The organism is Pseudactinotalea sp. Z1739 (assembly GCF_049725055.1).
Taxonomy (GTDB): Bacteria; Actinomycetota; Actinomycetes; order Actinomycetales; family Beutenbergiaceae; genus CALKWS01.
Window position 1 is genome coordinate 383,730 of sequence record NZ_JBMPQA010000002.1, and the last position, 24,123, is coordinate 407,852.

Below are 24,123 nucleotides of genomic sequence, written 5' to 3' on the forward strand. Positions count from 1 at the left end.
TGCCCATCGATATCGCTGAACTCATCCGACACGATTGGCCCCGGATGCGTCATGATGGACGCACGGACGAGGGAGGACACCATGACCACGCCATCCGGTACGCCGCAACCTGATCAGTACGGCCAGCAGCCGCAGGCTCAGCCCGGGCAGTACGGCCAGCCCACCCAACCCGGTCAGCCGCCCCAGCCGGGCCAGCCGTCGCAGCCGGGCCAGTACACGCAGCAGGCGGGCCAGGGCGCCCAGTACGGCCAGCCTGCCCAGTACGCCCAGAACGCCCCCTACGGCTCCAGTCCCGCTGGCTCGGCCGCAGGCTCCCGCAGTTTCCGGCCCGGGACGGTCACCGGCGGGGCGGTGCTGGCCTGGATCGGCTCTGCGGTCATGATCATCCTCGGGCTGCTGCTGATGTTCGCCCAGGCGCTCGACCCCGCCGATCTCGGCCTGAGCGCCGACGAGGGCGTGGTGCTGCAGTTCATCGCCATCTTCGGGGTGGTCGCCGCCGTCTGGGGTGTGCTGGTTCTGGTGATGGCGATCTTCGCCTTCCGTGGTGCCAACTGGGCCCGCTGGGTGCTGGTGGTGTTCGGTGCCCTGGCCATCGCCGGCAGCCTGTTCAACCTCTTCGACGGCAACGCGCTCGCTCTCATCTCCATCATCTGGGTGGGCCTGTCGGTGGGGCTGTTCCTGGCCCCGAAGTCGCGGGACTGGTACAACGCCCGCAAGACCACCCAGTTCAACCCCGGCAACTACACCCGCTGACTTCCTGGATGGGCTCGATCACCGAAGGACAACCCGGCAACGCGGCCGAGCAGGCCCACCGACCCGGCACGGTCGCGGCCGCCTCGCTCATGACCTGGTTCGGCACGCTGGTACCGATCGTGGGTGGGGCGGTGCTGCTGATGGCACGGGATTCCCTGCTGGCGATGATCGCGGACCTGATCGCCGGTGGTGAGCAGGGGCTGGTCGATGTGGGGGTGCACCCCTCGCAGGCGGCCGATTTCCTGGCTCTGCTGCGCGAGGCGCTGCCCTACCTGTCGCCGATCATGACGGCGGCGGGGGTGGTCTCGCTGGTCTGGGGCGCGGTGGTGTTCCTGCTGGCGGTGCTCGCCTTCCGGGGCTCCCGGGCAGCGGTCTGGGGGTTGACGGTGATGGGCATCGTCTTCGTGCTGGCGATCTCGATCCTGCTGCTGGCCGGTGAACTGCTCTCCCTCATCGCCGCCTCCTGGACCGGTGTCGCCGTGATCCTGTTCCACGTCAGTTCCTCCCGGCAGTGGTACGTCCAGCGTCAACACCGGCAGACCGGCGATCGTTACGGCAGTCGATACGGTGGCGCCGCCGCTGGTGGCCCCGGTGGACCAAGCGGTGGGCCGCACAGGCCCGCGACGACCTACGGCAACGAGCCGCCGCCGTCGGCCCCTTTCCGGCGCTGACCCGCGCCCCCTCCGGCGCTGGCTGTACCGACGGCACCGGACACTGACTGATCCCCCACCGGCGGGGTCCATCCACAACGGGTGGGCCCGCTCTTGGTTGTCCACATGGCGGGGTGAGGCACGTGCGGCGTCGCCGGTCCGGTTCGTACCGTCGGGCTTTGTCAGATCCCTCCCTCCGGTGGGGCACGCGTGCTCCCGGAGGACGACGGCGGGAGCAGCCGATGCCGAATCCGCACCTTGGTCACCACCCACCTGGGCCGCCCGGTGGGCACCACCCGGCGGGGCCGCCCGGCGCAGGTCCTCCGTCACGGCCGCCCGGGCCGGGTCCACCGGCCGGCCCGCCCCGGCCGGCACCACCGGGTCCACCGTCCGGACCCCGGTCGGCAGCACCGGGCGGGGTACGGCCCGGGGGTGCGGCGCCGCCACCACGGCGACCGCTCACCGTGACCATCGCCGCTGCGTTGATGTGGGTGGCCGGAGCCCTGGGGCTCGGTGTGGGCGTGCTGGCCCTGGCCACCGACGATCTGCTCGTCCGTGAACTGCTGCCGCGGTTCCTCTTCGGCCATCCCCCGCACGGCACCGGAATCAGGATCGTGGAACTCACGCTGTACCTGGCCGCCATGGCGGTGGTGCTGACCCTTGGACTGCTGGCGGTGGCCGCCTACCAGGGGTCGAACGCGTGCCGGTGGGTGCTGGTGGGTCTGCTCGGCTTCTGGTCGCTGCCGACTGTGCTGGCCGGGACCGTCCACCCGCACCCGGTGAGCGTGCTCCTGGGCTTCGGTCCAGCGGTGGTGATCCTGCTGTTCATACTCCCGCCGGCCTCGGCCTGGTACCGACACCAGACGTCCCGGCGGCGATGGCGCCGCCACCTGATCGAGACCCAGCGCCGTCCGGGGCGCCGGCCCGGGCCGGCGCCCCCGGGTCGCCCGGCACGACCGGGCCATCCAGCGTCCCCGGGCAGGTAGCCCTCGGGCATTGAAAGTTGCCTGCCGCGCTGCCGAATGAGCCCGGAACCGACCCCGCCGAGATTAGGCTGGCGCAGGAGCACTCCTGACCGGGTGCGGCCGAGAGGACGACGGCGTGGAGGGGACCGTGACGAATCCTTACCCGCAGCAGCACGACGGCAGGCAGTGGACCGGCGGGCCCGCCCAGAACCCGTCCGCCCAACCCGACGCAGCGGCACCGGGTTACGGGCACCCCGGCCCCCGGGGCGGTTACGGCGACGCCGCACAGAGCCGGCCGCCCGGCGCTCACCCCGCCTACGGCCAGTCCCCACACGGTCAGCGGGATACCCACCCCGCCTATGGCGAACCGGGCTATGCCCAGCCCCGCACGCAACCGGCACCACCTCAGTACCCCTACGCCCCGCCCGGCCATCAGGGCATGCACACCACCGCTGACCATCCCCCGGGCCCACCGCCGCGCCGCCCGGTCACCGTGCTGCTGGGCTCGATCCTGGTGTGGCTGGCCTGCGCCGCCTCCCTGGTCGCGGGGATCGGGGTGCTGGTGGTCCGGGACCGGGCCGCGGACCTGCTGGTCTCGCTGCCGTTCATGATCCCGGAGTTCCACACCGGCTTCTCGATCCTGATCAGCCTCATCGGCGCCTTCGCCATCGCGATGGGCCTGGTCTTCGGCGCGTTGACCATCGGCGCCTTCCGCGGCTCCAACGGTGCCCGATGGGTGCTGGTGATCCTGATCGGCCTGGCCGCGCTGAGTGCCCTGCCGGCCGTGGTGGAGGTGCCCACCGTGGAGGGCGCGCTGGCCGTGCTCATCCCGGCCCTCGTCGTCGTTCTTTTCCTGGTGCCCACGGCACCGCAGTGGTACCGCTATCGCAGCCACGAGGCCGCGCGGGCAAGACAGACCATCCGTTGAACCGTTCCACTCCGCGATAGGCCCCGCCCGGGTGAGGTTCTGGCCGTACTGTGAGGCCCATGGTCAGCGAGGTGCCGATCGCGATCCACGTGATGGCCGATTCGACCGGGGACACCGCCGCGCGTGTGGCCCGGGCCACGCGTGTGCAGTACGAGGACTTCGACACCCGGATCGTGCGCCACCCGCGCATCCGCACCTCCGCGGTGCTGCGGGCAGCGTTCCGCGACATCACCGGCTCGGAGGAGGACGTGGTGGTCTTCTCCACCCTCGTCGATGACGGGCTGCGCAGCCTGCTGGATGACCTGTGCGATGAGCACCGGATCTCCCACGTGGACCTGCTGCTGCCGGCGATGCAGGCGATGGAGCGGGTCACCGGGACCGCACCCCGGCGCAAGATCCGCCCGGTGGGCATCGACGCCGACTACTTCAAGAAGATCCAGGCGATGGAGTTCGCGATCGCCCTGGACGACGGCCAGCGCCCCGAGTCCCTGACCGAGGCCGACATCGTGCTCGTGGGCGTCTCGCGCACCGGCAAGACCCCGCTGTCGATGTACCTGGGCTACCTGGGCTACAAGACCGCGAACATCCCGCTGGTGGCCGGGGTGCCACCGCCGCAGGAGTTGTTCACGGTGACGCCCTGGCACGTGGTGGGGCTGAGCATCGACCCCGAACGACTGCTGCACATCCGCCAGCGCCGGCTGCGCACGATGGGCGCCTCCGGGGTGAACGAGGGGTACTCGGATCTGGTGGCGATCTACGACGAACTCGACCACGCCAAGGCGATCCAGCGGCGCCTGGGCTGCCCGGTGGTGGACACCACCGAGTTGGCGCTGGAAGAAGCCGCGGTGCGGGTGATCGAACTCGTGGAGAACCGGCGTCGGGCCCTGACGGGCAGTTGAGCAGGAGGAACAGATGACCAACCAGAACCAGCCGGGCGCAACCGGGATCAAAGCCGACTCCCGGGCGGGCGAGTCCGGTCAGGGCAGGGCCGACGACGACGCCACCCGCTACGTCTACGACCTCGCCGAGGGCGGGGCGCACCTGAAGGAGTTGCTCGGCGGCAAGGGCGCCAACGCCTCGGAGATGCTCAACCTGGGCATCCCGGTGCCGGACGGGTTCACCGTCACCACCGCCGCCTGCGTGGCCGCCACCCGCGCCGGCGGACAGTGGCCCGAGGGCCTGGCCGAGCAGATCCGCACCTCGCTGGCGGACCTGGAGGAACGCACCGGCCGCACCCTGGGCGGTTCGGAGCGCCCGTTGCTGGTGTCGGTGCGTTCCGGAGCGGTGGTCTCGATGCCGGGGATGATGGACACCATCCTGAATCTGGGGATCTCCGATGACACGGTGGAAGCCCTGGGCGCCGAGGCCGATGACCCGCGGTTCGCCTGGGACTCCTACCGCCGGTTCCTGCAGATGTACGGCGAGGTGGTCGAGGGGGTGCCGGCCCATGCCTACGAGGACGCGCTCAGCGCGATGAAGCGCGACCGGGGCGTGCACAACGACACCGATCTGACCGCCGCGGACCTGCGCGAGTTGGTGCAGACGTTCAAGGGGGTCTCGGCCGAGTACATCGGCACCGACCTACCCACCGACCCGCACACCCAGCTCGAACGGGCAATCGAGGCGGTGTTCGCCTCCTGGCAGAACCCGCGCGCCGGGGTGTACCGCAAGGCGCACCGGATCCCCGACGACCTGGGCACCGCCGTGAACGTGATGCAGATGGTGTTCGGCAACCGCGGCGACACCTCCGCCACCGGGGTGTGCTTCACCCGCAACCCCTCCACCGGCGCCAAGGAACTCTACGGGGAGTTCCTGCTGAACGCCCAGGGCGAGGACGTGGTCGCCGGGATCCGCACACCGCTCCCGCTGGCGCAGATGGAGGAGGCGCTGCCCGAGGCGTTCGCCCAGCTGGTGGAGACGATGAACCGCCTGGAGGTCCACTACGGCGACATGCAGGACATCGAGTTCACCGTGGAGGAAGGATCGTTGTACCTGCTGCAGACCCGCAGCGGTAAGCGCACCGCGGCGGCGGCGCTCAAAGTGGTCCGGGACCTGGAGGCCGACGGCGTGATCGACCGCGCCGAGGCGCTGCGCCGCATCGAACCGGCCCACCTGGACCAACTGCTGCACCCGGCGATCGACCCCGGCGCCCACCGCGAGGTGCTCACCCGCGGGCTGAACGCCTCCCCCGGGGCGGCCGTGGGCCAGATCGTGTTCGACTCCGATGTGGCCGAGCAGCGCGGCAAGGCCGGCACCCCGGTGGTGCTGGTGCGCTGGGAGACCACCCCCGACGACATCGCCGGCACCCTGGCCGCACAAGGTGTGCTCACCGCGCACGGGGGGATGACCTCCCACGCGGCGGTCGTGGCCCGTGGGATGGGTAAACCGTGCGTAGCCGGGGCCGGGCAGATCCGCATCGACACCGACGCCGGCACCCTGGCCGTGGGGGGCGTGGTGCTGCACGAGGGTGATCTGATCACCCTGGACGGGTCCACCGGTGAGGTCTTCGCCGGGGCGCTGGACCTGGTGCCACCGCAGCTGGGTGAGGACTTCGCCACGATCGTGGGCTGGGCCGATGAGATCCGGACGTTGGGGGTGCGCGCCAACGCCGACACCGGTGCCGACGCGGCCAAGGCCCGGGAGTTCGGCGCCGAGGGCATCGGGTTGTGCCGCACCGAGCACATGTTCATGGCTGAGGACCGCCTGCCCGCGGTGCGGGCGATGATCCTGGCCGCCGATGATTCCGAGCGTGCGCAGGCGCTGGAGGCGTTGCTGCCGATGCAGCAGGACGACTTCACCGAGATCCTCTCGGCGATGTCCCACCTGCCGGTCACGATCCGGTTGCTGGACCCGCCGCTGCACGAGTTCCTGCCGGATCTGGTCACCCAGGCCCTGACCGTCCAGCGTCTGGAACTGAGCGGCGATGGCAACGCCGCCGAGCTGGCCCGGGCCAGACGGCTGCTGGGGCAGGTGCGCTCGCTCACGGAGATGAACCCGATGCTGGGCACCCGCGGGGTGCGCCTGGCACTGCTGTACCCCGAGATCGCCCGGATGCAGGTGCGCGCCATCGTGCGCGCCGCCCTGGCCGTGCGGGCGGGCGGCGGGGAGCCGGTGGTGGAGATCATGGTGCCGCTGGTGGCCTTCGCCGAGGAGTTGCGCCGGATGCGCGCGATCGTCACCGAGACCGTGGCGGAGGAACTCTCCGCCGCCGGGGCGGACTTGGACATCAGCGTGGGCACCATGATCGAACTGCCACGGGCGGCGGTGACCGCCGATGAGATCGCCGAGCACGCCGACTTCTTCTCCTTCGGCACCAACGACCTGACCCAGACCGGGATCGGCATCTCCCGTGATGACGCCGAGGGCTCCTTCCTGGCGGCCTACGAGGAAGGCGGGATCGTGCCGGAGAACCCGTTCGCCACGATCGACGCCGACGGCGTGGGCGAGCTCGTGCGCATCGGTGCCACCAAGGGCAGGGCCGCCAAGGCGGGGCTGAAGTTGGGGGTGTGCGGTGAGCACGGTGGGGACCCGGCCTCGATCGACCTGTTCAACCGGATCGGGCTGGACTACGTCTCCTGCTCCCCCTACCGGGTGCCCATCGCCCGTTTCGCCGCCGCCCAGGCCGTTCTGGTCGCCCAGGAGGCTGACGCGGTCAGTTCGTGACCTCCCCGGGCCTCCGCCACGGTTGGGAGCCCCAGAAACCGCCCGGGGCGAACAGTTCGGCGACGCACTCCTCCAGCAGGTTCGCCTCCAACAGCACATCAAGCAGGGTGTAGCGGCTGCGGATCATCTGCGCGCGCACATAGGTGGCCCGGAAGCGGGCCTCCTCCACCCCGATCTGGCTCGGATGGGTGATCGCGCCAACCGTCGCCAGGCGGTGCTGGATGTCGGCGGCTGGCAGCAGTTGGGCCCGCAGGCGCTGGGCGAGCCCGGGCCACAGGTCCCGCAGGCGCTCCAGTCGTGCCCGCAGTTCCGGCGCCGCCAGGTACTTCAGGCGCGACTGTTCCACGGCCGCCTCGGTGACCTCCGGCGGCAGCGCGGCCCCGCGCACCCGCGTCTCCATCTGTTCCCAGGTCGGCCAGGCCGCCACGGCCGCCTCGACGTCCAGGGTCGCCAGATCCCGGTTCAGGGCCACCTCGTACAGCGCGCACAGGGAGATGGTGCCCAGCCCCACCTTCATCCCGTGGGAGAGCGGTGGCTCCTCATCGAGGCCGAGCCCTTCCATCTCCCACAGGTGGGAGAACTGATGTCCGGCACCGGAGGCCGGGCGGGAGGACTGGTGCGCCTGCATCGCCAGGCCGGACATCAACAACCCCTCCGAGAGCCCCCTGATCGCTCCCGCGTCACCGGCGGCGATCAGTTCCGGGTGCGCGATCGAGTCCCGCAGCGGGTCCTGTACCAGGTGCCACACGTCGTCGTCGATCGTCTCGATGTCCAAGGCATCCGCCAGGATCCAGTCCCCACCGGCCGGGATCTTCTCCACCAGGTCGCCCACGCCGGTGGCGGTCAGCCGGCCCGGGGCGGCGGCGAGAAGTCCGTAATCGGCCACGATCGCCGCCGGCGCCGGGCAGTACCGGGTGATCTTGAAACCGCCCTTGGTGATGGAGGCGCCGTAGGCGGCATAGCCGTCCATCGAGGCGGCGGTGGCCACCACCAGGTACTCCCGCTCCAGTTCCCACGCGGCCAGTTTGACCAGGTCGTTCAGGGTGCCCGAACCGATCACCACCGGCACGCCGTCCTGGGCGCGCAGGTGCTCCCGGATCCGTTCGACGTTGTCGTAGGAGGCGTACACCGTGGGCACGGCCGGGAAGATGAACGGCTCGCCCAGTCCCACCCCGGCCTGGCGAAGCGCGGCACCGACCTGCTCCCCGGCCACGGCCCAGGTGTTCCCGTCGGCGATCAGTTGCGCCGACGGCAACCCGGTGGGTGTGCCGAAGGCCTCGGCGAACACCGAACCGGTGCGTCCCAGCACGTCCGTGCCCGCGGTCAGGACCCGGGTGTCGGTCGCTGCGGCCAATGCGGACTGGAGCACGTCTGCGGACGCGCGATCCTCAGTCATCTGGGCCTCTCTGTCGGGGCAGGTGAGCCTGCCGGAGCGGGTCACCCGAGGGTATGGCGCGCGCGTAGCGGCGCCGCGCGCTAGCGTACCGAGCCAGCCCCGACGAAGGATCGCCATGCCACCGAAGAACCGTTGGACCGAGCACCCCCGCACCCTGCTGCGCCCCGGTGAGGACTTCTCCCTGGCCGACCTGGACCACCGCTCAACCCCGGGCTGGTCGGGGAGGAAGCGGCACGCGCGCGAGTTCATGGCGCATCGCGGCGGGCTGCTCTCGGAGTTGCAGGAGCGTCTGTACGCCCACGGCCGCAGCGGTGGGGAGAAGTCGGTGCTGTTGGTGATCCAGGGCATGGACACCTCCGGGAAAGGTGGCATAGCCCGGCACGTGATCGGGATGGTCGATCCCCAGGGCGTGACGCTGCGCGCCTTCGGCAGGCCCACGCAGGAGGAACTGGATCACCACTTCCTGTGGCGGATCCGTCGGGCCCTGCCGGCCGGCGGTCAGATCGGGGTGTTCGACCGGTCCCACTACGAGGACGTCCTCATCGCTCGCGTGGACGGCCTGGTGGAGGAGGCGGTCTGGCAGAAGCGGTACGAGGAGATCAACCGGTTCGAGAAGGAGGTCGCCGAGTCCGGCACCACCATCGTCAAGGTCGCGCTGATGATCTCCCATGAGCAGCAGGGTCTGCGGCTGATGAAGCGGCTGCACCGCACCGACAAGTACTGGAAGTTCGACCCCGCCGACGTCGACGCGCGCCGCCAGTGGGAGGACTACCGCGACGCCTACGCCGACGTGTTCGCCCGCACCCACACCGAGGTCGCGCCCTGGCACGTGATCCCGGCCGACCGGAAGTGGTACGCCCGGCTGGCCGTCACCGAACTGCTCACCCAGGCCCTGATCGACCTCGGCCTGGCCTGGCCCACGCCCCGGTGGAAGGTGGCGACCCAGAAGCGACGGCTGGCCGAGACGATGAGCGAGGAGACGCTGGCGGAGGCCAGGGCCGCGGCCAAGGATGCGAAGAAGAAGGTGCGTAAGCAGGAGCAGGCCTTCGCCGCAGCCGTCGTCGAGGCCGACAAGTACCGCTGAGTTCCACCGGCTGGTGGGGGCGCTCCGCGACACCCCTCGCAGGATCGACTACTGCGCAACGGTCATCGCCGCTTACGGCTCCAGGACCTCCAGCCCGGCACCGAAGGCCACACCCATCCGCTCTCCGGTGGCCCGGGCGTTCTGCTGGATCATCGCGGGGAAGTCGAAGTCCCCACCCAGCCCCTCCAGGTAGGCGCGATGCGCACGCAGGGAGGCGTCGCCGTCGTCCATCGTCTCGCTGACGTCGACACCATGGTTCTCCTGCGGTGATCCGGGCAGCCACACCTGGCGCACCCCGTCCCAGGGTTGCAGGCCGCCCTCGCTGACCTGGTCGGGAAAGACCCAGCGGTTCCCGGCGTCGCGCACGGCATCCAGGGTGGCCTGACCGGTGGCGATGTGGTCGGCCTGGTTCAGTCCGCCGCCCATCCAGGATTCCCGGAAGTTGTTGGTGATGACGATCTGGGGGCGGTGCCGGCGGATCTGGTGGGCGATGCGCCGGCGCAGGTGCAGGCCGTACTCCAGGACGCCGTCCGGTTCGCGTAGGAAGACCACGTCGGCCACACCCACGATCCGGCAGGCCTCGACCTGTTCGGCCTCCCGCAACGGCCCGGCCTCCCCGGGTTCGATACCGTCGATGCCGGCCTCCCCGGAGGTCACCATGCAGTAGGTGATCTGTTTGCCCTGGCCGGTCCAGCGGGCCACGGCGGCGGCGAAGCCGAACTCCATGTCATCGGGGTGGGCGACGACGGCGAGTGCGCGGTCCCAGTCCTCGGTGACGTGCGGCAGGGGTGGGGTGGACATCGTTCCTCCAGTGCAGTCGACCATCGGGCGAACTGTGCGCCACGCTATCGCGCCGGTTCGCGACCGCGTCGTCGCGCCATCACCAGGTTCTGCCGTCCTATACTCAAACTCACCCCCCAGGCACCTGAGCGCTTCACCATCCGACGGAGGAAAGCCGATGCGCAACACCGCACAGATTCACGGAAGGCCCTGGTTGAAGGGCCTCGCACTCGCCTCCGCCGCGACCCTGGCACTGACCGCCTGCGGCGGCAACGGCGATGACGGCGACGGAGCTGACGCCGAATCCGAGGTCGACGCCGACGTGAGCGTCGACGCCGAGGTCCAGACCCTCAACGAAGGCATCCTGCAGGTCTGCTCCGACGTGCCCTACCCGCCGTTCGAGTACTACGACGCCGACGGAAACGTCGTCGGCTTCGACATCGACATCGCCTCTGCCATCGCCGACGGCCTGGGCCTGGACCTGGAGATCATCGAATCCTCCTGGGACGGTCTGGAGTCCGGTGTGGCCCTGAACGCCCAGGACTGCGACCTGACGATCTCCGGGATGACGATCACCGAGGATCGCAGCGGGAACATGCTCTTCAGTGACCCCTACCTGGACGACAACCTGGGGCTGCTGGCCACCGAGGGCTCCGGCATCGAAAGCGTCGATGACCTGGAAGGGGTCTCGGTCGGCGTTCAGGCCGCCACCACTGGTGATGTCTACGCCAGCGAGGAACTGGGTCTGGACGTGGTGCAGTACGAGGATTCGGGGCTGATGCTCCAGGGACTGCAGGCCGGCCAGGTGGAGGCCCTGATCGGCAACATCTCCATCCTCGGGTACCAGGCCGGTGAGGATCCGCAGTACGTGTTCGTGGAGGAGATCGACACCGGGGAGCAGCTCGGCATCGCGGCCCAACTGGACAACACCGAACTCATCGACGCGGTCAACGAGGTCCTCGCGGAACTGAGGTCCAGTGGCGGCCTGGATGAGATCGAGGAGGCCTGGTTCCACTCCGAGACACCTGAAGAGGGCGACACCGGGGACGACAGCTAAGCCCCATGACCCTGTCGAACCGTCAGCGTCGCAGGATCAGCCTGGGGATCCAGTCCCTGCTGTTCGTCGTCGTGGTGGCGACCCTGCTGGTCCTCATCGACTGGGGTGCCGTTCAGCAGAGTTTCTTCAACTTCGAGCGGATCAGCTCCATGTTCCCCGGGGTGATCACCACCGGCCTGGTCAACACGGTGCAGTACACGTTCTTCGGCTTCGTCTTCGGGCTGCTCGCGGGCACGCTGCTGGCGCTGATGCGCATGGCCAGTTTCCCGGTCTATCGCTGGCTGGCCACTGGGTATATCGAGTTCTTCCGCGGCATCCCCGCGATCCTGGTGTTCATCGCGCTGGGATTCGGGGCCAGCCTGGCGTTCGGGCTCAACCTGACCACCCTGCAGACCGCGGCGACCGCCCTGGCGATCGTAGGTAGCGCCTACATCGCCGAGACCATCCGTGCCGGCCTGCAGGCAGTGCCCAAGGGGCAGGTGGAAGCCGCTCGGGCGCTGGGCATGCCGGCCTGGCGGGCGATGATCACCATCCAGATTCCCCAGGCCTTCCGGATCGTGCTGCCCCCGCTGACGAACGAGGCGATCCTGCTGACCAAGGACTCCTCGCTGATCTACGTGGTGGGGATGGCCGGTTCCGCGGCGGAGTTGACCAAGATGGGCCGTGACGGCATCACCATGTACCAGGCAGGCATGACGCCGCTGGTGGTGGCCGGAGCGTGTTACCTGATCATCACGGTGCCGCTGGCGCTGCTCGCCCGTCGTATGGAGAGCCGGGGCTCGGGCAAGCCCGCCCGGCGGCGCAAGAAGCCCATCACGACCACGCCGGCGACCCAGGGAGTGCCATGAGCAAGCAGGCGAGCGCGCCGGCCGAGCAGTATTCCGGGGTCACCATCTCCGGCCTGTACAAGTCCTTCGGCGACAACGAGGTCCTCAAGGGCGTGAGCCTCACCGTCGACCCCGGGGAGGTGGTCTGCCTGATCGGGGCCTCCGGGTCGGGCAAGTCGACCCTGCTCCGGTGTGTGAACCGGTTGGAGGACCCCGATTCCGGCCGGATCACCGTGGGCCGGTTCGATGCCACTGACCTGGACGTGAACCTCGATGCGATGCGCCGGCGGATCGGGATGGTCTTCCAGCAGTTCAACCTGTTTCCGCACCTGAGCGTGCTGGAGAACTGCACGATCACTCCCCGCCGGGTGCTCAAGTTCTCCCGGGAGGCCGCTGAGACCGAGGCGATGCACCAGTTGGACCTGGTGGGCCTGAAGGACCTGGCGCAGCGGCGGCCATCGCAACTCTCCGGCGGTCAGCAGCAGCGGGTGGCGATCGCCCGGGCCCTGACCATGAAACCGGAACTGATGCTCTTCGATGAACCGACCTCCGCGCTGGACCCCGAGACCGTGGGCGATGTGCTCTCGACCATGCGGGACCTGGCCGAGGCCGGGATGACCATGCTCGTGGTCACCCATGAGATGGGCTTCGCCAGGGAGGTCGCCGACCGGGTGGTCTTCCTGGACGACGGCGTGGTGGTGGAGGAGGGACCGGCCGCCAAGGTGATCGGCGACCCGCAGATGCCGCGCACCCGCGACTTCCTGCGCCGGGTGCTCAACCCCCTGGCCGGCTGAGCGCAGGTCGGTAAGGACTTGCCCACCAGCGGGTGGTCCCGGGCAGGATGGCCCGATGGATCCATCTATTCATCTGGGCCGGCGCCCCCTCGCCGAGGGCTACCGATTGTTCGCCGAACAGGAAGCGCGGGGGGTCTCGGAGGTCTACGCGGACTGGGCGCACGCGGTCGCCCAGGACGGGGAGGTGCTGGACCTTCTTTCCGCGCTGCCCGGGGGTAAGCGCCAGCCGAACCTGGTCTTCGCGGCGGCCCGCTGGCACGGGGCGGATGAGTCCTATGCCTCCTTCCGAGGCACGGTGCTGCGGCGCTGGGATCAGGTCCGCTCCACCATCATGACCAGGGCGACGCAGACAAACGAGGCCGCTCGCTGCGCCACTCTGCTCCCGTTCCTGGCCGAACTTCCCCAACCGTTGGCTCTGATCGAGGTCGGTGCCGCCGCCGGGCTGTGCCTACTGCCGGACCACTACTCCTACGCCTACGACGACGGCACCCGCCTCGACCCTGACGCCGGCCCCTCTTCGGTGGTGATCGAGGCTCGCATCGGTGCCGGTGTGCCCGCCCCCGCGATGCCGCAGGTCGCCTGGCGTGCCGGAATCGACCTGAACCCGATCGATGCCACCGACCCCGACGCCCGGGCGTGGCTGGAGACCCTCATCTGGCCCGGTCAGCCGGTCCGGCGCCAGCGGTTGCGGGCCGCGTTGGACATCGCCGCTCGCGAGCGCCCGCGGCTGGTCGCCGGTGATCTGGGCGAGGCGCTGCCGTCACTGGCCGCCCAGGCCCCACCGGAGGCCACGCTGGTGGTGTTCCACTCCGCGGTGCTGGCCTATCTGGACACCGACGCACGGGCACAGTTCGTGGACGTGGTCAGCGGTCTCCCCGGGCACTGGATCAGCAACGAGGGCGCCACGGTGCTCGCCCCGGTCCTGCCGTCCGCCGCACTGGGTGGCTCCGCGTTGGGTGGCTCCACGCTGGGTGGCTCACCGCCGGCTGCCTCCACGCGGGGCGCCCCCGCACCGGGCACCGGAGCCGGGGCCGGGGCCGGGGCCGACAACGGCCAGTTCCTGCTGACCGTCGACGGCATCCCCCGGGCGCGCACCAACCCGCACGGCAGCGCGGTGCACGGCCTCCCCTGACCCCCCTCCCCTCACCACACCCGCCCAGGACGAGCCCCCCGGCCGAGGGCGCCTGGACACCCGTCCCCAAACCCGCCCAGGGCGAGCCCCCCGGCCGAGGGCGAGCCTTATACCGCTCGTCCTGGGCCGCCAAGATCGCCCTCGACCATCCGCGGCGTTGTGCGGCGGCAATGGGCGAGCATCCGCAGCCCAGGGGCTTCCGTCGCCACATCCGCCGAGGACGAGCCCCACGGCCGAGGGCGATACGTCTACCACTCGTCCTCGGCCACAAGGATCGCCCTCGGCGCTTGCCGAGCGGCCACCGCGGCGTGAGGGCGCCCTCCGGAGCGCGGCGCGGGCGCTCGGGGCGGGAGGGCGCGGGCGCTCGGCGCGGGCGCGCGGGGCGGGTGCGGGGCGGGAGGCGGGTGCGGGGCGGGCGGGGGTGCTGGGCCCGGGCGGACCTGAGATGGTGGCGCGCATGAAGCAGATCAGCGAGAAGCTGTACTCCTGGGCCTCGATCATCGACGAGCACGCGCTCGCACAGGCCGAGCTGACGGCCGCGCTGCCCTTCGTCACCCCACACGTGGCGCTGATGCCGGATGCGCATGTGGGGATGGGCGCCACCGTCGGTTCGGTCATCCCCACCCAGGGGGCGGTGATCCCCGCGGCGGTCGGCGTGGACATCGGGTGCGGGATGGTGGCGGTGCGCACCAAGTTCTCCGCCGAGCGGTTGCGCGCCGCCGGCCGGCCGCTGTCGCACCTGCGGGAGCGGATCGAACGGGCCGTTCCGCTCAGCCCGGGCCGGTACAACCGCAAGGTGCAGGAGGCAACGGCACCGAAGGTCACCCAGTTGGAGGAACTGGCCGCAGCCGAGAACGTGACGCCGGAGGAGTTCGCGAAGAACTGGCGGTTGCAGTTGGGGTCGTTGGGTGGGGGTAACCACTTCATCGAGGTCACCGTCGACGAGACCGGCGCGGTGTGGACGTTCCTGCACTCGGGCAGCCGCGGGGTGGGGAACAAGATCGCCCAGCGCTACATCAAGCAGGCCCAGAAGTACGCCACCAAGCGAGACCCTGATCTACCCGATGCCAACCTGGCACACCTGGCCGTGACCGACTTCCACTACGCGGGGTACATGTCCCATCTGCACTGGGCCCAGGAGTTCGCTCGGCTGAACCGGGAGGTGATGATGGACCGGGTGATCGATCAACTCGGGGCGTTCATGGAGGAGGAGGTGCAGCGCCTGGAGGAGGTGAACTGTCACCACAACTACACCGCCACCGAAACCCATTTCGGGCAGGACCTGGTGGTCTCCCGCAAGGGTGCGATCGCCGCGCACGCCGGGACCCGGGGGCTGATCCCCGGTTCGATGGGGACCGCCTCATACGTGGTGACGGGGAAGGGCAACGAGATGTCGCTGTGCTCGGCCCCGCACGGTGCGGGGCGGATGTACTCCCGGCGCAAGGCCCGCCAGACATTCAGCCAGGATGACCTGCGCCGGCGGATGGCCGGTATCGAGTACCGCGACGACGCAGCCTTCATCGATGAGATCCCCGATGCCTACAAGGACATCGACCAGGTGATGGACGATGCCGCGGACCTGGTGGAAGTGGACCACGTGCTGCGCCAGATCATCAACGTCAAGGGGCAGTAGCACGCGGAGGCCGGACCGATCCTTCCCGACAGCAAGCCGGCAGGCCAGAGATCCGGCCGGCCGGAAAACAGGATGCCTGCTCGCGTCCACGCATGAAACGCTCCGGCCCATGGACCCTGCGGACTTCTACTCCGGCATCGTGGTCGACGCCTACGCCCGTTTGAAGTCATCGACTTTTCAGGCCGGGCCGTACCTGAAGTTCGTCAGGACGCACGGCGGACCAGCCCTGGAGGTCGGCTGCGGCGACGGCGAACCGTTGCTTGATCTCTGCGCAGCCGGGCTCGAGGTTGATGGCGTCGACTCCTCCGCCGACATGGTCGAGCGATGTCGCGCAAACGCAGCCAAACGCGGCGTCGCCACCGATGTCTTCCACCAGCGCGTCGACGCCCTCGAACTGAACCGACGCTATTCGTCGATCTACTTTGAACGGTCCGACGTTCAACCTGCTGGCCGACGATGAGACAGCCATGCAGGCCACAGACAATCAGCGCTCTCTGCCCGCGCGCCGGACTGAGAATCGTCGATCTCAGGGACGACGACACGGGCGAAGCAGTTTCCGACGTCTCGCCGTCCTTCACGGCCACGGTGCAACGGCTATAGGAAGGTGTGGCCAGTGATCGACTACCGCAACGACCCCGGTTCATCGGTGAGACCAGATGCGTGGGTGCCACGGGCGGGTCGCAAGTGATCCAGGACAGGGTGGACCTGGCCGATGGCTCATGGTTGACCGTCGACATCCACGGAGACCCGGCCGCACCCGCCCTGATGGTCGTGCCGGGCGTGATGAGCGATGCCCGGGCGTGGCGCCGCATGGCGGGTGCCATCACCGCCTGGCCCGCGGTCGCCGTCGTCAACCGCCGGGGACGACACCCCTCAGGTGACCTTCCCCCCGGTTACTCCCTGGCGACCGAACTCGACGACGTCGCCACGGCGATCGGGGCCATGCCGTCCGTGTCGGCGCTGTTCGGCTGGAGTTACGGGGGGCTGATCACCCTCACGCTGGCAAGCCGCACCAGCGTTCCCCAGGTGATCGCGTACGAACCGGTGGTGCGGCCCTTCGCTGCCCATGCCCTGGGTGACCTCGAGGAGGCGCACCAGGACGCTGACCTGGACCGGACCGTGGAGATCGTCTGCGGCCAGATCTCCGGAATGGATGCCGCCGCCATCGAGGCTCTCCGAAGGAACAGCGCCGTCTGGGAGGCAATGCGCGCGTTGGCACGCCCGGTGTACGCCGAGACGGTGGCCCTGAACGAGTCGCCCCCGCCGGAGGCGTTCGCCCCGTCCGTGCCCGTCGACCTGGCCGTGGGTGGGAACAACCGGGGCCGGGCACCCTATGGGACCTCCTTCGAGCACGTGCAGGTGCTGACCCCGCACGCCGGCGTGCACGAACTCCCCGGACAAGGGCACATGGCGCACCTGGAGGCGCCCGAGACATTGGCGCACCTGCTGGATTCACTGCGCACTCCGGCCTGATCCGCGGTCCGGGCTTACCGGGCAGGCGTCCGGCCCGGCACGGGCGAACCCCATCACACGTCGGTCAACACATAAGGTGAGGCATGAGCGCACTCAAGGTCCCCGTGTCGCTCCTGGATCGCTCCCGCACCCGCGCGGGCGAAGACCACGCCAGCGCGCTGTGGGCCACGGTCGAGCGGGCAAGGCACGTGGAGGACCTGGGCCATCACCGGTTCTGGGTCGCCGAGCACCACGCGGTGCCGGGGATCGCCTCGGGCAGCCCGGCGGTGCTGATCGCTTCCGTGGCTGCCCGGACCGACCGCATCCGGGTGGGTTCGGGTGGGGTGATGCTGCCCAACCACCGCCCGATCCTCGTCGCCGAACAGTTCAAGATGCTCCAGTCGCTGCACCCGGGGCGCATCGATCTGGGCCTGGGCCGCTCGCTGGGGTTCACCGCCCCGGTGCGCCAGGCACTGGGAGTGACCCGCTACCCCCCGGACCAGTTCGAGCAGGACATCGCGGCGCTGCGTGACTTCCTCAGCGGAAACGGACCGGTGACGGCGATGCCGGCCTCACCCGAACCGCCGCCGCTGTTCGTGCTCACCACCGGAAGCGGGCTGGAGGTGGCCGCCCGGGCCGGGCTGCCCGTCGTCGTCGGCGGTCCCGCCCTACGCGAGGAACACGGGGGCCTCGCTACGTACCGCGAGCAGTTCCGCCCCAGCGCGCAGTGCCCGGAGCCGCAGGTGATCATCAGCCTGGACGTGATGGTCGCTGAGACCACCGAGCGCGCCCGGGAGTTGTTGCTGCCGGAGGCATGGGCGATGGCGGATTCACAGACGATCGGTGCGTTCCCGCCCCTGTCACCGGTGGAGGTGGTGCGCGAGCGGGTGCCGACGGCGAAGCAGGCCCGCACGATCGAGCGCACCCTCGGCGGCGCGGTGTACGGCACCGCCGCGCACGTCCAGCAGGAGCTGGCCGCCTTGATCGAGTCCACCGGTGCCGCCGAGGTGCTGGCCTCCACCTCCACATACGACCGGGACGATCTGGCCGGAGCCGACGCCGCGGTGGCGGCCTTGTTCACCGCGGCGTAACCCGAACCAGCGGCAGGGCCGGACCTCCTCGAATCCCTGAAGGATCCACACCACGGGACCCCGCACCCGCCCGTAGCCCAGCCCCTCGCCGATCGGCGACACTAGACCGATGTCCTCCACCGAACGCCTCCCGAAGGTTCGCGCCAGCGAACTCACCGGCCGCGGCTGGCTGAACACCGGCGGCACCGACCTGTCCCTGCACAGCCTGCGCGGCAAGATCGTGCTGCTGGACTTCTGGACCTTCTGCTGCATCAACTGCCTGCACGTGATCGATGAACTGCGCGAACTCGAGGAGGACTTCGCCGACGTCCTGGTCACCATCGGGGTGCACTCCCCCAAGTTCGTCCACGAGGCCGACCCCGACGCCCTGGCCGCCGCGATCGAGCGGTGCGACGTGGCCCACCCGGTGCTCGACGACCCGGAGCTGGGCACCTGGAAGGCCTACACCGCGCGCGCCTGGCCCACCCTGGTGCTGATCGACCCCGAGGGCTACATCGTGGCCCACATGGCCGGCGAGGGGCACGCCCCGAACCTGCGCGCCCTGATCGAGGGCCTGATCAGCGAGCACGAAGCCGCCGGCACCCTGCACCGCGGAGATGGCCCCTACGTGCCACCCGAGCCCAGCACCGAACTACTGAAGTTCCCCGCCAAGGCGATCCGCCTGCCCAGCGGCAACCTGCTCATCGCCGACGCCGGACACCACCGCCTGGTCGAAACCGAGGCCGACGGCGAAACCCTGGTTCGCGTCTTCGGGTCCGGCGAGCGCGGACGCACCGACGGCGACAGTGCTGTCGCGCAGTTCAGCGAACCCAACGGGCTGTGCCTGCTCCCGTCGCACGTCGCGACGCAGGTGGGTTACGACGTCGTCGTCGCCGATACGGTCAACCACCTGCTGCGCGGGGTGCACCTGGACTCGGGCAACGTCACCACGATCGCCGGCACCGGGGGCCAGTTCATGCTCGGCGCCCCGGACAACGTACTGCCCGACCCTGATGACCCCACCCCCGCCACCGCCGACTACGGCCCGGCACGGCGCATCAAACTGTCCTCCCCCTGGGATGTGGCCTGGTCCGAGGCTGCCGGCGCGGTGGTGATCGCGATGGCCGGGCACCACACCGTGTGGACGTTCGAACCCGGCGACGGGTACCTGACCCGCCTGGGCGGCACCATGAACGAGGGCCTGGTGGACGGCCCGCTCCGCCAGGCCTGGTTCGCCCAGCCCTCCGGGCTCGGCACCGACGACGGCGGGCGGATCTGGCTGGCCGACGCCGAGACCTCCGCGGTGCGCCGGCTCGACGTGGGTGCCGGGGAGGTGCACACCGCGATCGGGCAGGGCCTGTTCGAGTTCGGACACCGCGACGGACCGGCCGGGCAGGCGTTGCTCCAGCATCCGCTGGCCGTGGCCGTGCTGCCCGATGGGCGGGTGGCGATCGCCGACACCTACAACGGGGCGGTGCGCGTGTTCGACCCGGACACCGAGCAGGTAGGCACCCTGGCCACCGGGCTGGCCGAGCCCTCCGGGCTGCTACCGACCGACGACGGCGCCGCCGTGATCGTGGTGGAGTCGGCCGCGCACCGGCTCACCCGAGTGGGTCTCGGGCAGTCGGTAGGGCACGCCGACCAGCACCAGGGCGCGGCCTACCGGACGCAGCGCGAGGTCACCGAGGTGGGACCCCAGGTGCGGCTGCAGGTGCGGTTCACCGCCCCGCCGGGGCGAAAGTTGGATGACCGGTTCGGCCCCTCCACCCAGTTGGAGGTCTCGGCCAACTCGGGTGCGCTGGTGGATGGTGCCGGTACCGGCACCACGTTGCACCGGGACCTGACCCTGGCCGAGGGCACCGAGGGAGCGGTGCTTTCGGTGACGGCCAAGGCCGCATCCTGTGATGACGACCCGGCCGTGCTCGCCCCCGCCTGCCACCTGGCGGCTCAGGACTGGGGCATCCCGGTACGGGTGGTGCCGGACGGCCCGTCGGAACTGGTGCTGCACCTGGCCGGCTGACGGCTGATGCCCACCAACCGGCCAGGTGCCTATGCGGACCCCCGACGCGTGCCCGCTCAGGGCACGATCACCGCACGTCCTCGCAGGGTCCCTGCGTCGAGCTTCTCGTACGCCTTCGGCGCATCGTCCAGGGAGAACACCTCGGTCTCCACCGTGACCGCCCCTGCCCGGGCCAGATCCAGCACCTCGAACAACTCGCTGCGGTAGCCCCAGTAGGGGGCGCGCACCGTGGACTCATAGGGCCGGTCCAGGAAACCGACCGGGAGCGTCCCGTTACCCACCCCGACCATCACCTGGTCACCCTCCATGGCGATCATCTTCGCCCCGAGGTCCATGGTGGGCTGCACCCCGACGAAGTCGAACACAGCCGCCGCCCCGCGCCCCCCGGTCAGGGTGCGCACCTGCTCCACGGCGTCGTCGTTGGACAGGAAGGTGTGGTGTGCCCCCACGTCGCGGGCCAGTTGCAGTTTGTCCTCGGCGATGTCCAGGGCCACCACCGTGGCGGAGGTCAGGGCCCGCAGGATCTGGATGCCCACGTGCCCCAGCCCACCGGCGCCGATCGCGACCGCGGTCGATCCGGGAGTGAGTTTGCCCAGGGACTCCTTGATCGCGTGATACGGCGTCAGCCCGGCGTCGGTCAGGGCGACGTTCGCCACCGGATCCAGGTCACCCAGCGGCACCAGGTGGCGGGCGTTGTTGACGATCATGTACTCGGCCATCGCACCGGGGGAGCCCAGGCCCGGCGGAGCGATTCCCAGTTCGACGGCCCGCTGGCAGTAGTTCTCCTTGCCCTGGGCGCAGGTGTAGCAGTGTCCGCACCCCCACGGCCCGTACACGGCCATCGCGGCCCCGAGTTCCACACCGGTGACACCGTCACCGAGCTTGTCCACGATCCCGGCCCCCTCGTGTCCCAGGGTCAGCGGCAGACCGTAGATGTAGGCCTCCTCGGGCAGGCTCATCACGAACGCGTCGGAGTGGCACACGCCCGCGGCGGTGACCTTCAGGCGCACCTGCCCGGGCCCCGGTTCAGGGGTGTCGATCTCCACGACCTCCGGTGCAGCCCCGATCGTGCGGTATTGCAACGCCTTCATCTGACATCCTCTCGTCCCAGCCGGCGGCCCTCACCGGCTCCAACTCCAGGGTGGCAGCCAGGCGTGCCGCCCGCACGGGCCATTGGTCCCCCTTCGGAGGAGAGCGGGCGAACGAGGACGCCGGCGCCTACTGGTCCTCGAGGCGTTCCAGCACGAACACCGGGATCTCCCGGTCGGTCTTGTCCTGGTACTCCGCATACGGGGGGAAGGTGGTCACGGCACGGTCCCACCACTGTTGCTTCTCCGCGCCGGTGAGTTCACGTGCGTGCATGTCCCACGTGTGCGCCCCGTCCTGCAGTTGCACATGCGGGTGAGCCTTGAGGTTGTAGTACCAGAGCGGGTGGGTGGGAGCACCGCCCATCGAGGCGACCACCGCGTAGGCGCCCTCGTGCTCAACCCGCATCAGGGGGATCTTGCGGACCTTGCCGGACTTGACGCCGCGGCTGGTCAGGATGATCACCGGTACCCCGCCCAGGGTGCCGCCCTCGGCGCCGCCGGTGCGCTCATACAACTCGACGTGCTCGCGCACGCGTTCGCGGGGACTGGGGACGTACTCTCCGTCAAGTGGCATGGGCTCTGTCTACACCACATCGCCCATACCGCTCAGCTAGGCGCAGGTGCAGGCACACGGGACCGACGCCTCGCCACCGTGTGATTTCGTACCAGGCGATACAATGGGAAACATCCACGCGCACCGGTGGTCTGGGAATCTGGCCCCGTCGCTGCGCGATCTTCTCGGTCATCCGCGGTCCGCGCGCACCAACCGAGCACATTGCGCCCCTGGTTCGAGCGCGCCGCAAGGCCGGCGCTCACCGCAGGCGCACAACAGAAAGGTGGCTGCGATGCCTGCACGCAGAAGAGCACTGGCTGGATTCGAACCGACCGTCGTGGTGGAGGACGACGGCGATTCCCAGGTCCGCGAGGTCAAGTACACAGTCGATGGCCTCGGCAACGAACTGCTGCTGTACACCGATACCGTCAGTCGCGATCGCCTGAGCCGGCACCGCCTCGCCGCGATGCGCAGCCGGCTCGCCACCGCCCTGCCCAAGCCGCTGCGCACCGCGTTCGCCCGCCGGTCGCAGCGGCTGTCGCGGAGCCTGGCCAAGCGTCCCCGCCGCCAGGTGGCGCCCGGGCGGAACGCCGGCGACGCCGCGCTCCCCCCGAGCACCAGCACCCGGACCGTCACCAGGAGCCGCGGACCGGCCTCCCTGGCCACAACCGACGGGCGGGAGTTCGCCCACACCGCCCGGACGGTGGAGTACAGCCACGCCGCGGAGCAGGAGGTGCGCCGCGCCCACATCCTGCAGGTGCTGCGGATCGCCGGGGTACCCAACACCGTGGTACCGGCCGGGGCAGGCGGGGCCGTCGTCGTCGTCCGTAGCAGTGACCTGACACCGGCATGCACCGCCCTCGCCCTGGGCCTGGACAGCACGTGGCGCGTGGTCGACCTGGATGCCGAGCCGCTCGAGTCACGCGGCCGCCGGGTCACCTCGACCCGACTCACCAGAGCCGCGCGCGGCAACGATAGGTTCCGGTTGTACCGTGACCAGCCCAGCGCGGCAGGGGCCCTGGTGGGTGCGCAAGTGGGCGTGGACGTGCAGGTGTGGACGCACGTGCAGCCAGGTGACGTCGGCCAGCCTCCGGGGGAGAGCGAGGCCGCTGTGGTGTCCCCGCGCCGGCAGCATTGGACCTCACGGTTGAACCCGGCCCAGTGGCAGCAGGCAGTGGCGCGCGGGGCGCTGGAGGTAGGTCGGGAGCCGCACGTGTTCGCGGTGGTCCGGCCCATCGACGTGGTCTACACCTGGGTGGACGGCTCGGACCCGCAGTGGAACACCGAGCGCATGGCCGCGCTCGGGCTGCCGGTGGCCGAGCAGGCGCAAGAGGCGGCCACGCACGCGGCCCGGTTCCGTTCCCATGATGAGTTGCGCTACTCCTTGCGCTCCCTGGAGATGTTCGCCCCGTGGGTGCGCCGGGTGCACATCGTCACCGCCGGGCACGCACCGGCCTGGCTCGATACCGACCACCCGAGGATTCGCGTGGTGGACCACCGGGAGATCTTCACCGACCCCGACGTGCTGCCGGTGTTCAACTCCCACGCGATCGAGTCGCAACTGCACCACATCTCCGGCCTAGCCGAGCAGTACCTGTACCTGAACGACGACGTGTTCTTCGGCCGCCCGGTGGACCCGGACGCGTTCTTCCACGCCAACGGGCTTGCGAAGTTCTTCATGGCCTCCGCACTCATCGACGCCCAGGAGCACCAAGCCGATGACGTACCGGTGATGAGCGCGGCGAAGAACAACCGGGCGTTGATCGCCGAGGTGTTCGGGCGCCGGGTGACCCACCTGTTCCAGCACACCCCGCACCCCCAACTGCGCTCCGTGCTGGAACTGATGGAGGCCGAGCACCCGGGGATGTTCGCCCAAGTGGCCGCCTCCAGGTTCCGCCACCCCGATGACCTGTCGATCTCCTCATCGCTGCACCACTACTACGCCTACGCCCTGGGCAGGGCGGTCCCCGGGCGGCTCGCCTACCTGTACCTGGACCTGGCGCACCCGCGGGCCGCACGCCGGTTCCGGGCACTGTTGCGCGACCGGCAGTTCGATGTGTTCTGCCTGAACGACTCACCCGGCGTCGGTGAGGAGGGGAGCGGCCCGTTGCTGCGCGAGTTCCTCCAGCAGTACTTCCCGCTACCCAGTTCCTTCGAGTTGCCCGCGGCGGACACGGGGCACCACCCGCACACGGCCTCGGCGGTGCGCTACGCCGCGAACCACACCGACCAGCCCGGTCACGGCCGGCTCACGTCCTCGCCCTGAGGTCGACGGGGG

At 70.1% G+C, this 24,123-nt stretch carries 21 protein-coding genes; 17 read left to right on the plus strand and 4 right to left on the minus strand.

Translation table 11 applies throughout. The features are described from left to right. Positions 1-81 precede the first annotated feature (81 nt). From ACO0LV_RS04200 to ppdK, 6 genes are all read left to right on the plus strand, one after another. A complete protein-coding gene (locus tag ACO0LV_RS04200; protein WP_424786612.1) occupies positions 82-753 on the plus strand; it encodes a hypothetical protein in 672 nt (223 codons plus the stop codon). Between the two features lie 8 nt (positions 754-761). After that, entirely contained in the window at positions 762-1,424 is a 663-nt protein-coding gene (locus tag ACO0LV_RS04205) for a hypothetical protein (protein WP_424786613.1), read from the plus strand. A gap of 443 nt (positions 1,425-1,867) precedes the next feature. Then, on the plus strand, positions 1,868-2,389 hold the full coding sequence (locus tag ACO0LV_RS04210) for a hypothetical protein (protein ID WP_424786614.1): 522 nt from the start codon (positions 1,868-1,870) through the stop codon (positions 2,387-2,389). Positions 2,390-2,516: 127 nt separating this feature from the next. After that, a complete protein-coding gene (locus ACO0LV_RS04215) occupies positions 2,517-3,296 on the plus strand; it encodes a hypothetical protein (RefSeq protein WP_424786615.1) in 780 nt (259 codons plus the stop codon). 59 nt (positions 3,297-3,355) lie between these two features. Then, positions 3,356-4,195 carry a pyruvate, water dikinase regulatory protein gene (locus ACO0LV_RS04220; protein ID WP_424786616.1) on the plus strand — a complete coding sequence of 280 codons (840 nt, stop codon included), beginning with the start codon at positions 3,356-3,358 and terminating at the stop codon, positions 4,193-4,195. 13 nt (positions 4,196-4,208) lie between these two features. Further along, a complete protein-coding gene (gene ppdK, locus ACO0LV_RS04225; RefSeq protein WP_424786617.1) occupies positions 4,209-6,959 on the plus strand; it encodes a pyruvate, phosphate dikinase in 2,751 nt (916 codons plus the stop codon). Here ppdK and ACO0LV_RS04230 read toward each other — a convergent pair. Then, a complete protein-coding gene (locus ACO0LV_RS04230; protein WP_424786618.1) occupies positions 6,949-8,355 on the minus strand; it encodes a sn-glycerol-1-phosphate dehydrogenase in 1,407 nt (468 codons plus the stop codon). The two genes, ppdK and ACO0LV_RS04230, sit on opposite strands and share 11 nt — an antisense overlap. Positions 8,356-8,470: 115 nt before the next feature. On the opposite strand from ACO0LV_RS04230, the gene ACO0LV_RS04235 reads away from it, so the two are divergent. Beyond that, a complete protein-coding gene (locus tag ACO0LV_RS04235) occupies positions 8,471-9,439 on the plus strand; it encodes a PPK2 family polyphosphate kinase (protein ID WP_424786619.1) in 969 nt (322 codons plus the stop codon). 72 nt (positions 9,440-9,511) lie between these two features. Here ACO0LV_RS04235 and ACO0LV_RS04240 read toward each other — a convergent pair whose 3' ends face one another. Next, entirely contained in the window at positions 9,512-10,240 is a 729-nt protein-coding gene (locus ACO0LV_RS04240; protein WP_424786620.1) for a PIG-L deacetylase family protein, read from the minus strand. Between the two features lie 157 nt (positions 10,241-10,397). Here ACO0LV_RS04240 and ACO0LV_RS04245 point away from each other — a divergent pair, with 157 nt between their 5' ends. The 9 genes from ACO0LV_RS04245 (at position 10,398) to ACO0LV_RS04285 (ending at position 20,204) form a co-directional block, all read left to right on the plus strand. After that, positions 10,398-11,276, plus strand: a complete 879-nt coding sequence (locus tag ACO0LV_RS04245) for an ABC transporter substrate-binding protein (RefSeq protein WP_424786621.1) — start codon at positions 10,398-10,400, stop codon at positions 11,274-11,276. Positions 11,277-11,281: 5 nt separating this feature from the next. Next, positions 11,282-12,124 carry an amino acid ABC transporter permease gene (locus ACO0LV_RS04250; RefSeq protein ID WP_424786622.1) on the plus strand — a complete coding sequence of 281 codons (843 nt, stop codon included), beginning with the start codon at positions 11,282-11,284 and terminating at the stop codon, positions 12,122-12,124. Next, positions 12,121-12,897, plus strand: coding sequence for an amino acid ABC transporter ATP-binding protein (locus ACO0LV_RS04255; protein ID WP_424786623.1), 777 nt, complete (start codon positions 12,121-12,123; stop codon positions 12,895-12,897). Before ACO0LV_RS04250 ends, ACO0LV_RS04255 begins: the two co-directional genes overlap by 4 nt. 55 nt (positions 12,898-12,952) lie before the next feature. Further along, on the plus strand, positions 12,953-14,029 hold the full coding sequence (locus ACO0LV_RS04260; RefSeq protein ID WP_424786624.1) for a DUF2332 domain-containing protein: 1,077 nt from the start codon (positions 12,953-12,955) through the stop codon (positions 14,027-14,029). Between the two features lie 457 nt (positions 14,030-14,486). Continuing rightward, a complete protein-coding gene (locus tag ACO0LV_RS04265) occupies positions 14,487-15,662 on the plus strand; it encodes an RtcB family protein (RefSeq protein WP_424786625.1) in 1,176 nt (391 codons plus the stop codon). A 109-nt stretch (positions 15,663-15,771) separates the two neighbouring features. Continuing rightward, entirely contained in the window at positions 15,772-16,122 is a 351-nt protein-coding gene (locus ACO0LV_RS04270) for a class I SAM-dependent methyltransferase (protein ID WP_424786626.1), read from the plus strand. 224 nt (positions 16,123-16,346) lie between these two features. Continuing rightward, positions 16,347-17,135: an alpha/beta fold hydrolase gene (locus ACO0LV_RS04275; RefSeq protein WP_424786627.1), complete on the plus strand. Its 789-nt coding sequence runs from the start codon at positions 16,347-16,349 to the stop codon at positions 17,133-17,135. A gap of 83 nt (positions 17,136-17,218) precedes the next feature. Beyond that, a complete protein-coding gene (locus ACO0LV_RS04280; protein WP_424786628.1) occupies positions 17,219-18,205 on the plus strand; it encodes an MsnO8 family LLM class oxidoreductase in 987 nt (328 codons plus the stop codon). A gap of 109 nt (positions 18,206-18,314) precedes the next feature. Further along, positions 18,315-20,204 (plus strand): NHL domain-containing thioredoxin family protein, encoded by a 1,890-nt coding sequence (locus tag ACO0LV_RS04285; protein WP_424786629.1) that lies wholly within the window; start codon positions 18,315-18,317, stop codon positions 20,202-20,204. A 56-nt stretch (positions 20,205-20,260) separates the two neighbouring features. Here ACO0LV_RS04285 and ACO0LV_RS04290 read toward each other — a convergent pair whose 3' ends face one another. After that, positions 20,261-21,295: an NAD(P)-dependent alcohol dehydrogenase gene (locus ACO0LV_RS04290; RefSeq protein WP_424786630.1), complete on the minus strand. Its 1,035-nt coding sequence runs from the start codon at positions 21,293-21,295 to the stop codon at positions 20,261-20,263. Between the two features lie 127 nt (positions 21,296-21,422). After that, on the minus strand, positions 21,423-21,866 hold the full coding sequence (locus ACO0LV_RS04295) for a nitroreductase family deazaflavin-dependent oxidoreductase (RefSeq protein WP_424786631.1): 444 nt from the start codon (positions 21,864-21,866) through the stop codon (positions 21,423-21,425). A gap of 271 nt (positions 21,867-22,137) precedes the next feature. Here ACO0LV_RS04295 and ACO0LV_RS04300 point away from each other — a divergent pair, with 271 nt between their 5' ends. Continuing rightward, positions 22,138-24,111, plus strand: a complete 1,974-nt coding sequence (locus ACO0LV_RS04300; protein WP_424786632.1) for a stealth family protein — start codon at positions 22,138-22,140, stop codon at positions 24,109-24,111. Positions 24,112-24,123 lie beyond the last annotated feature (12 nt).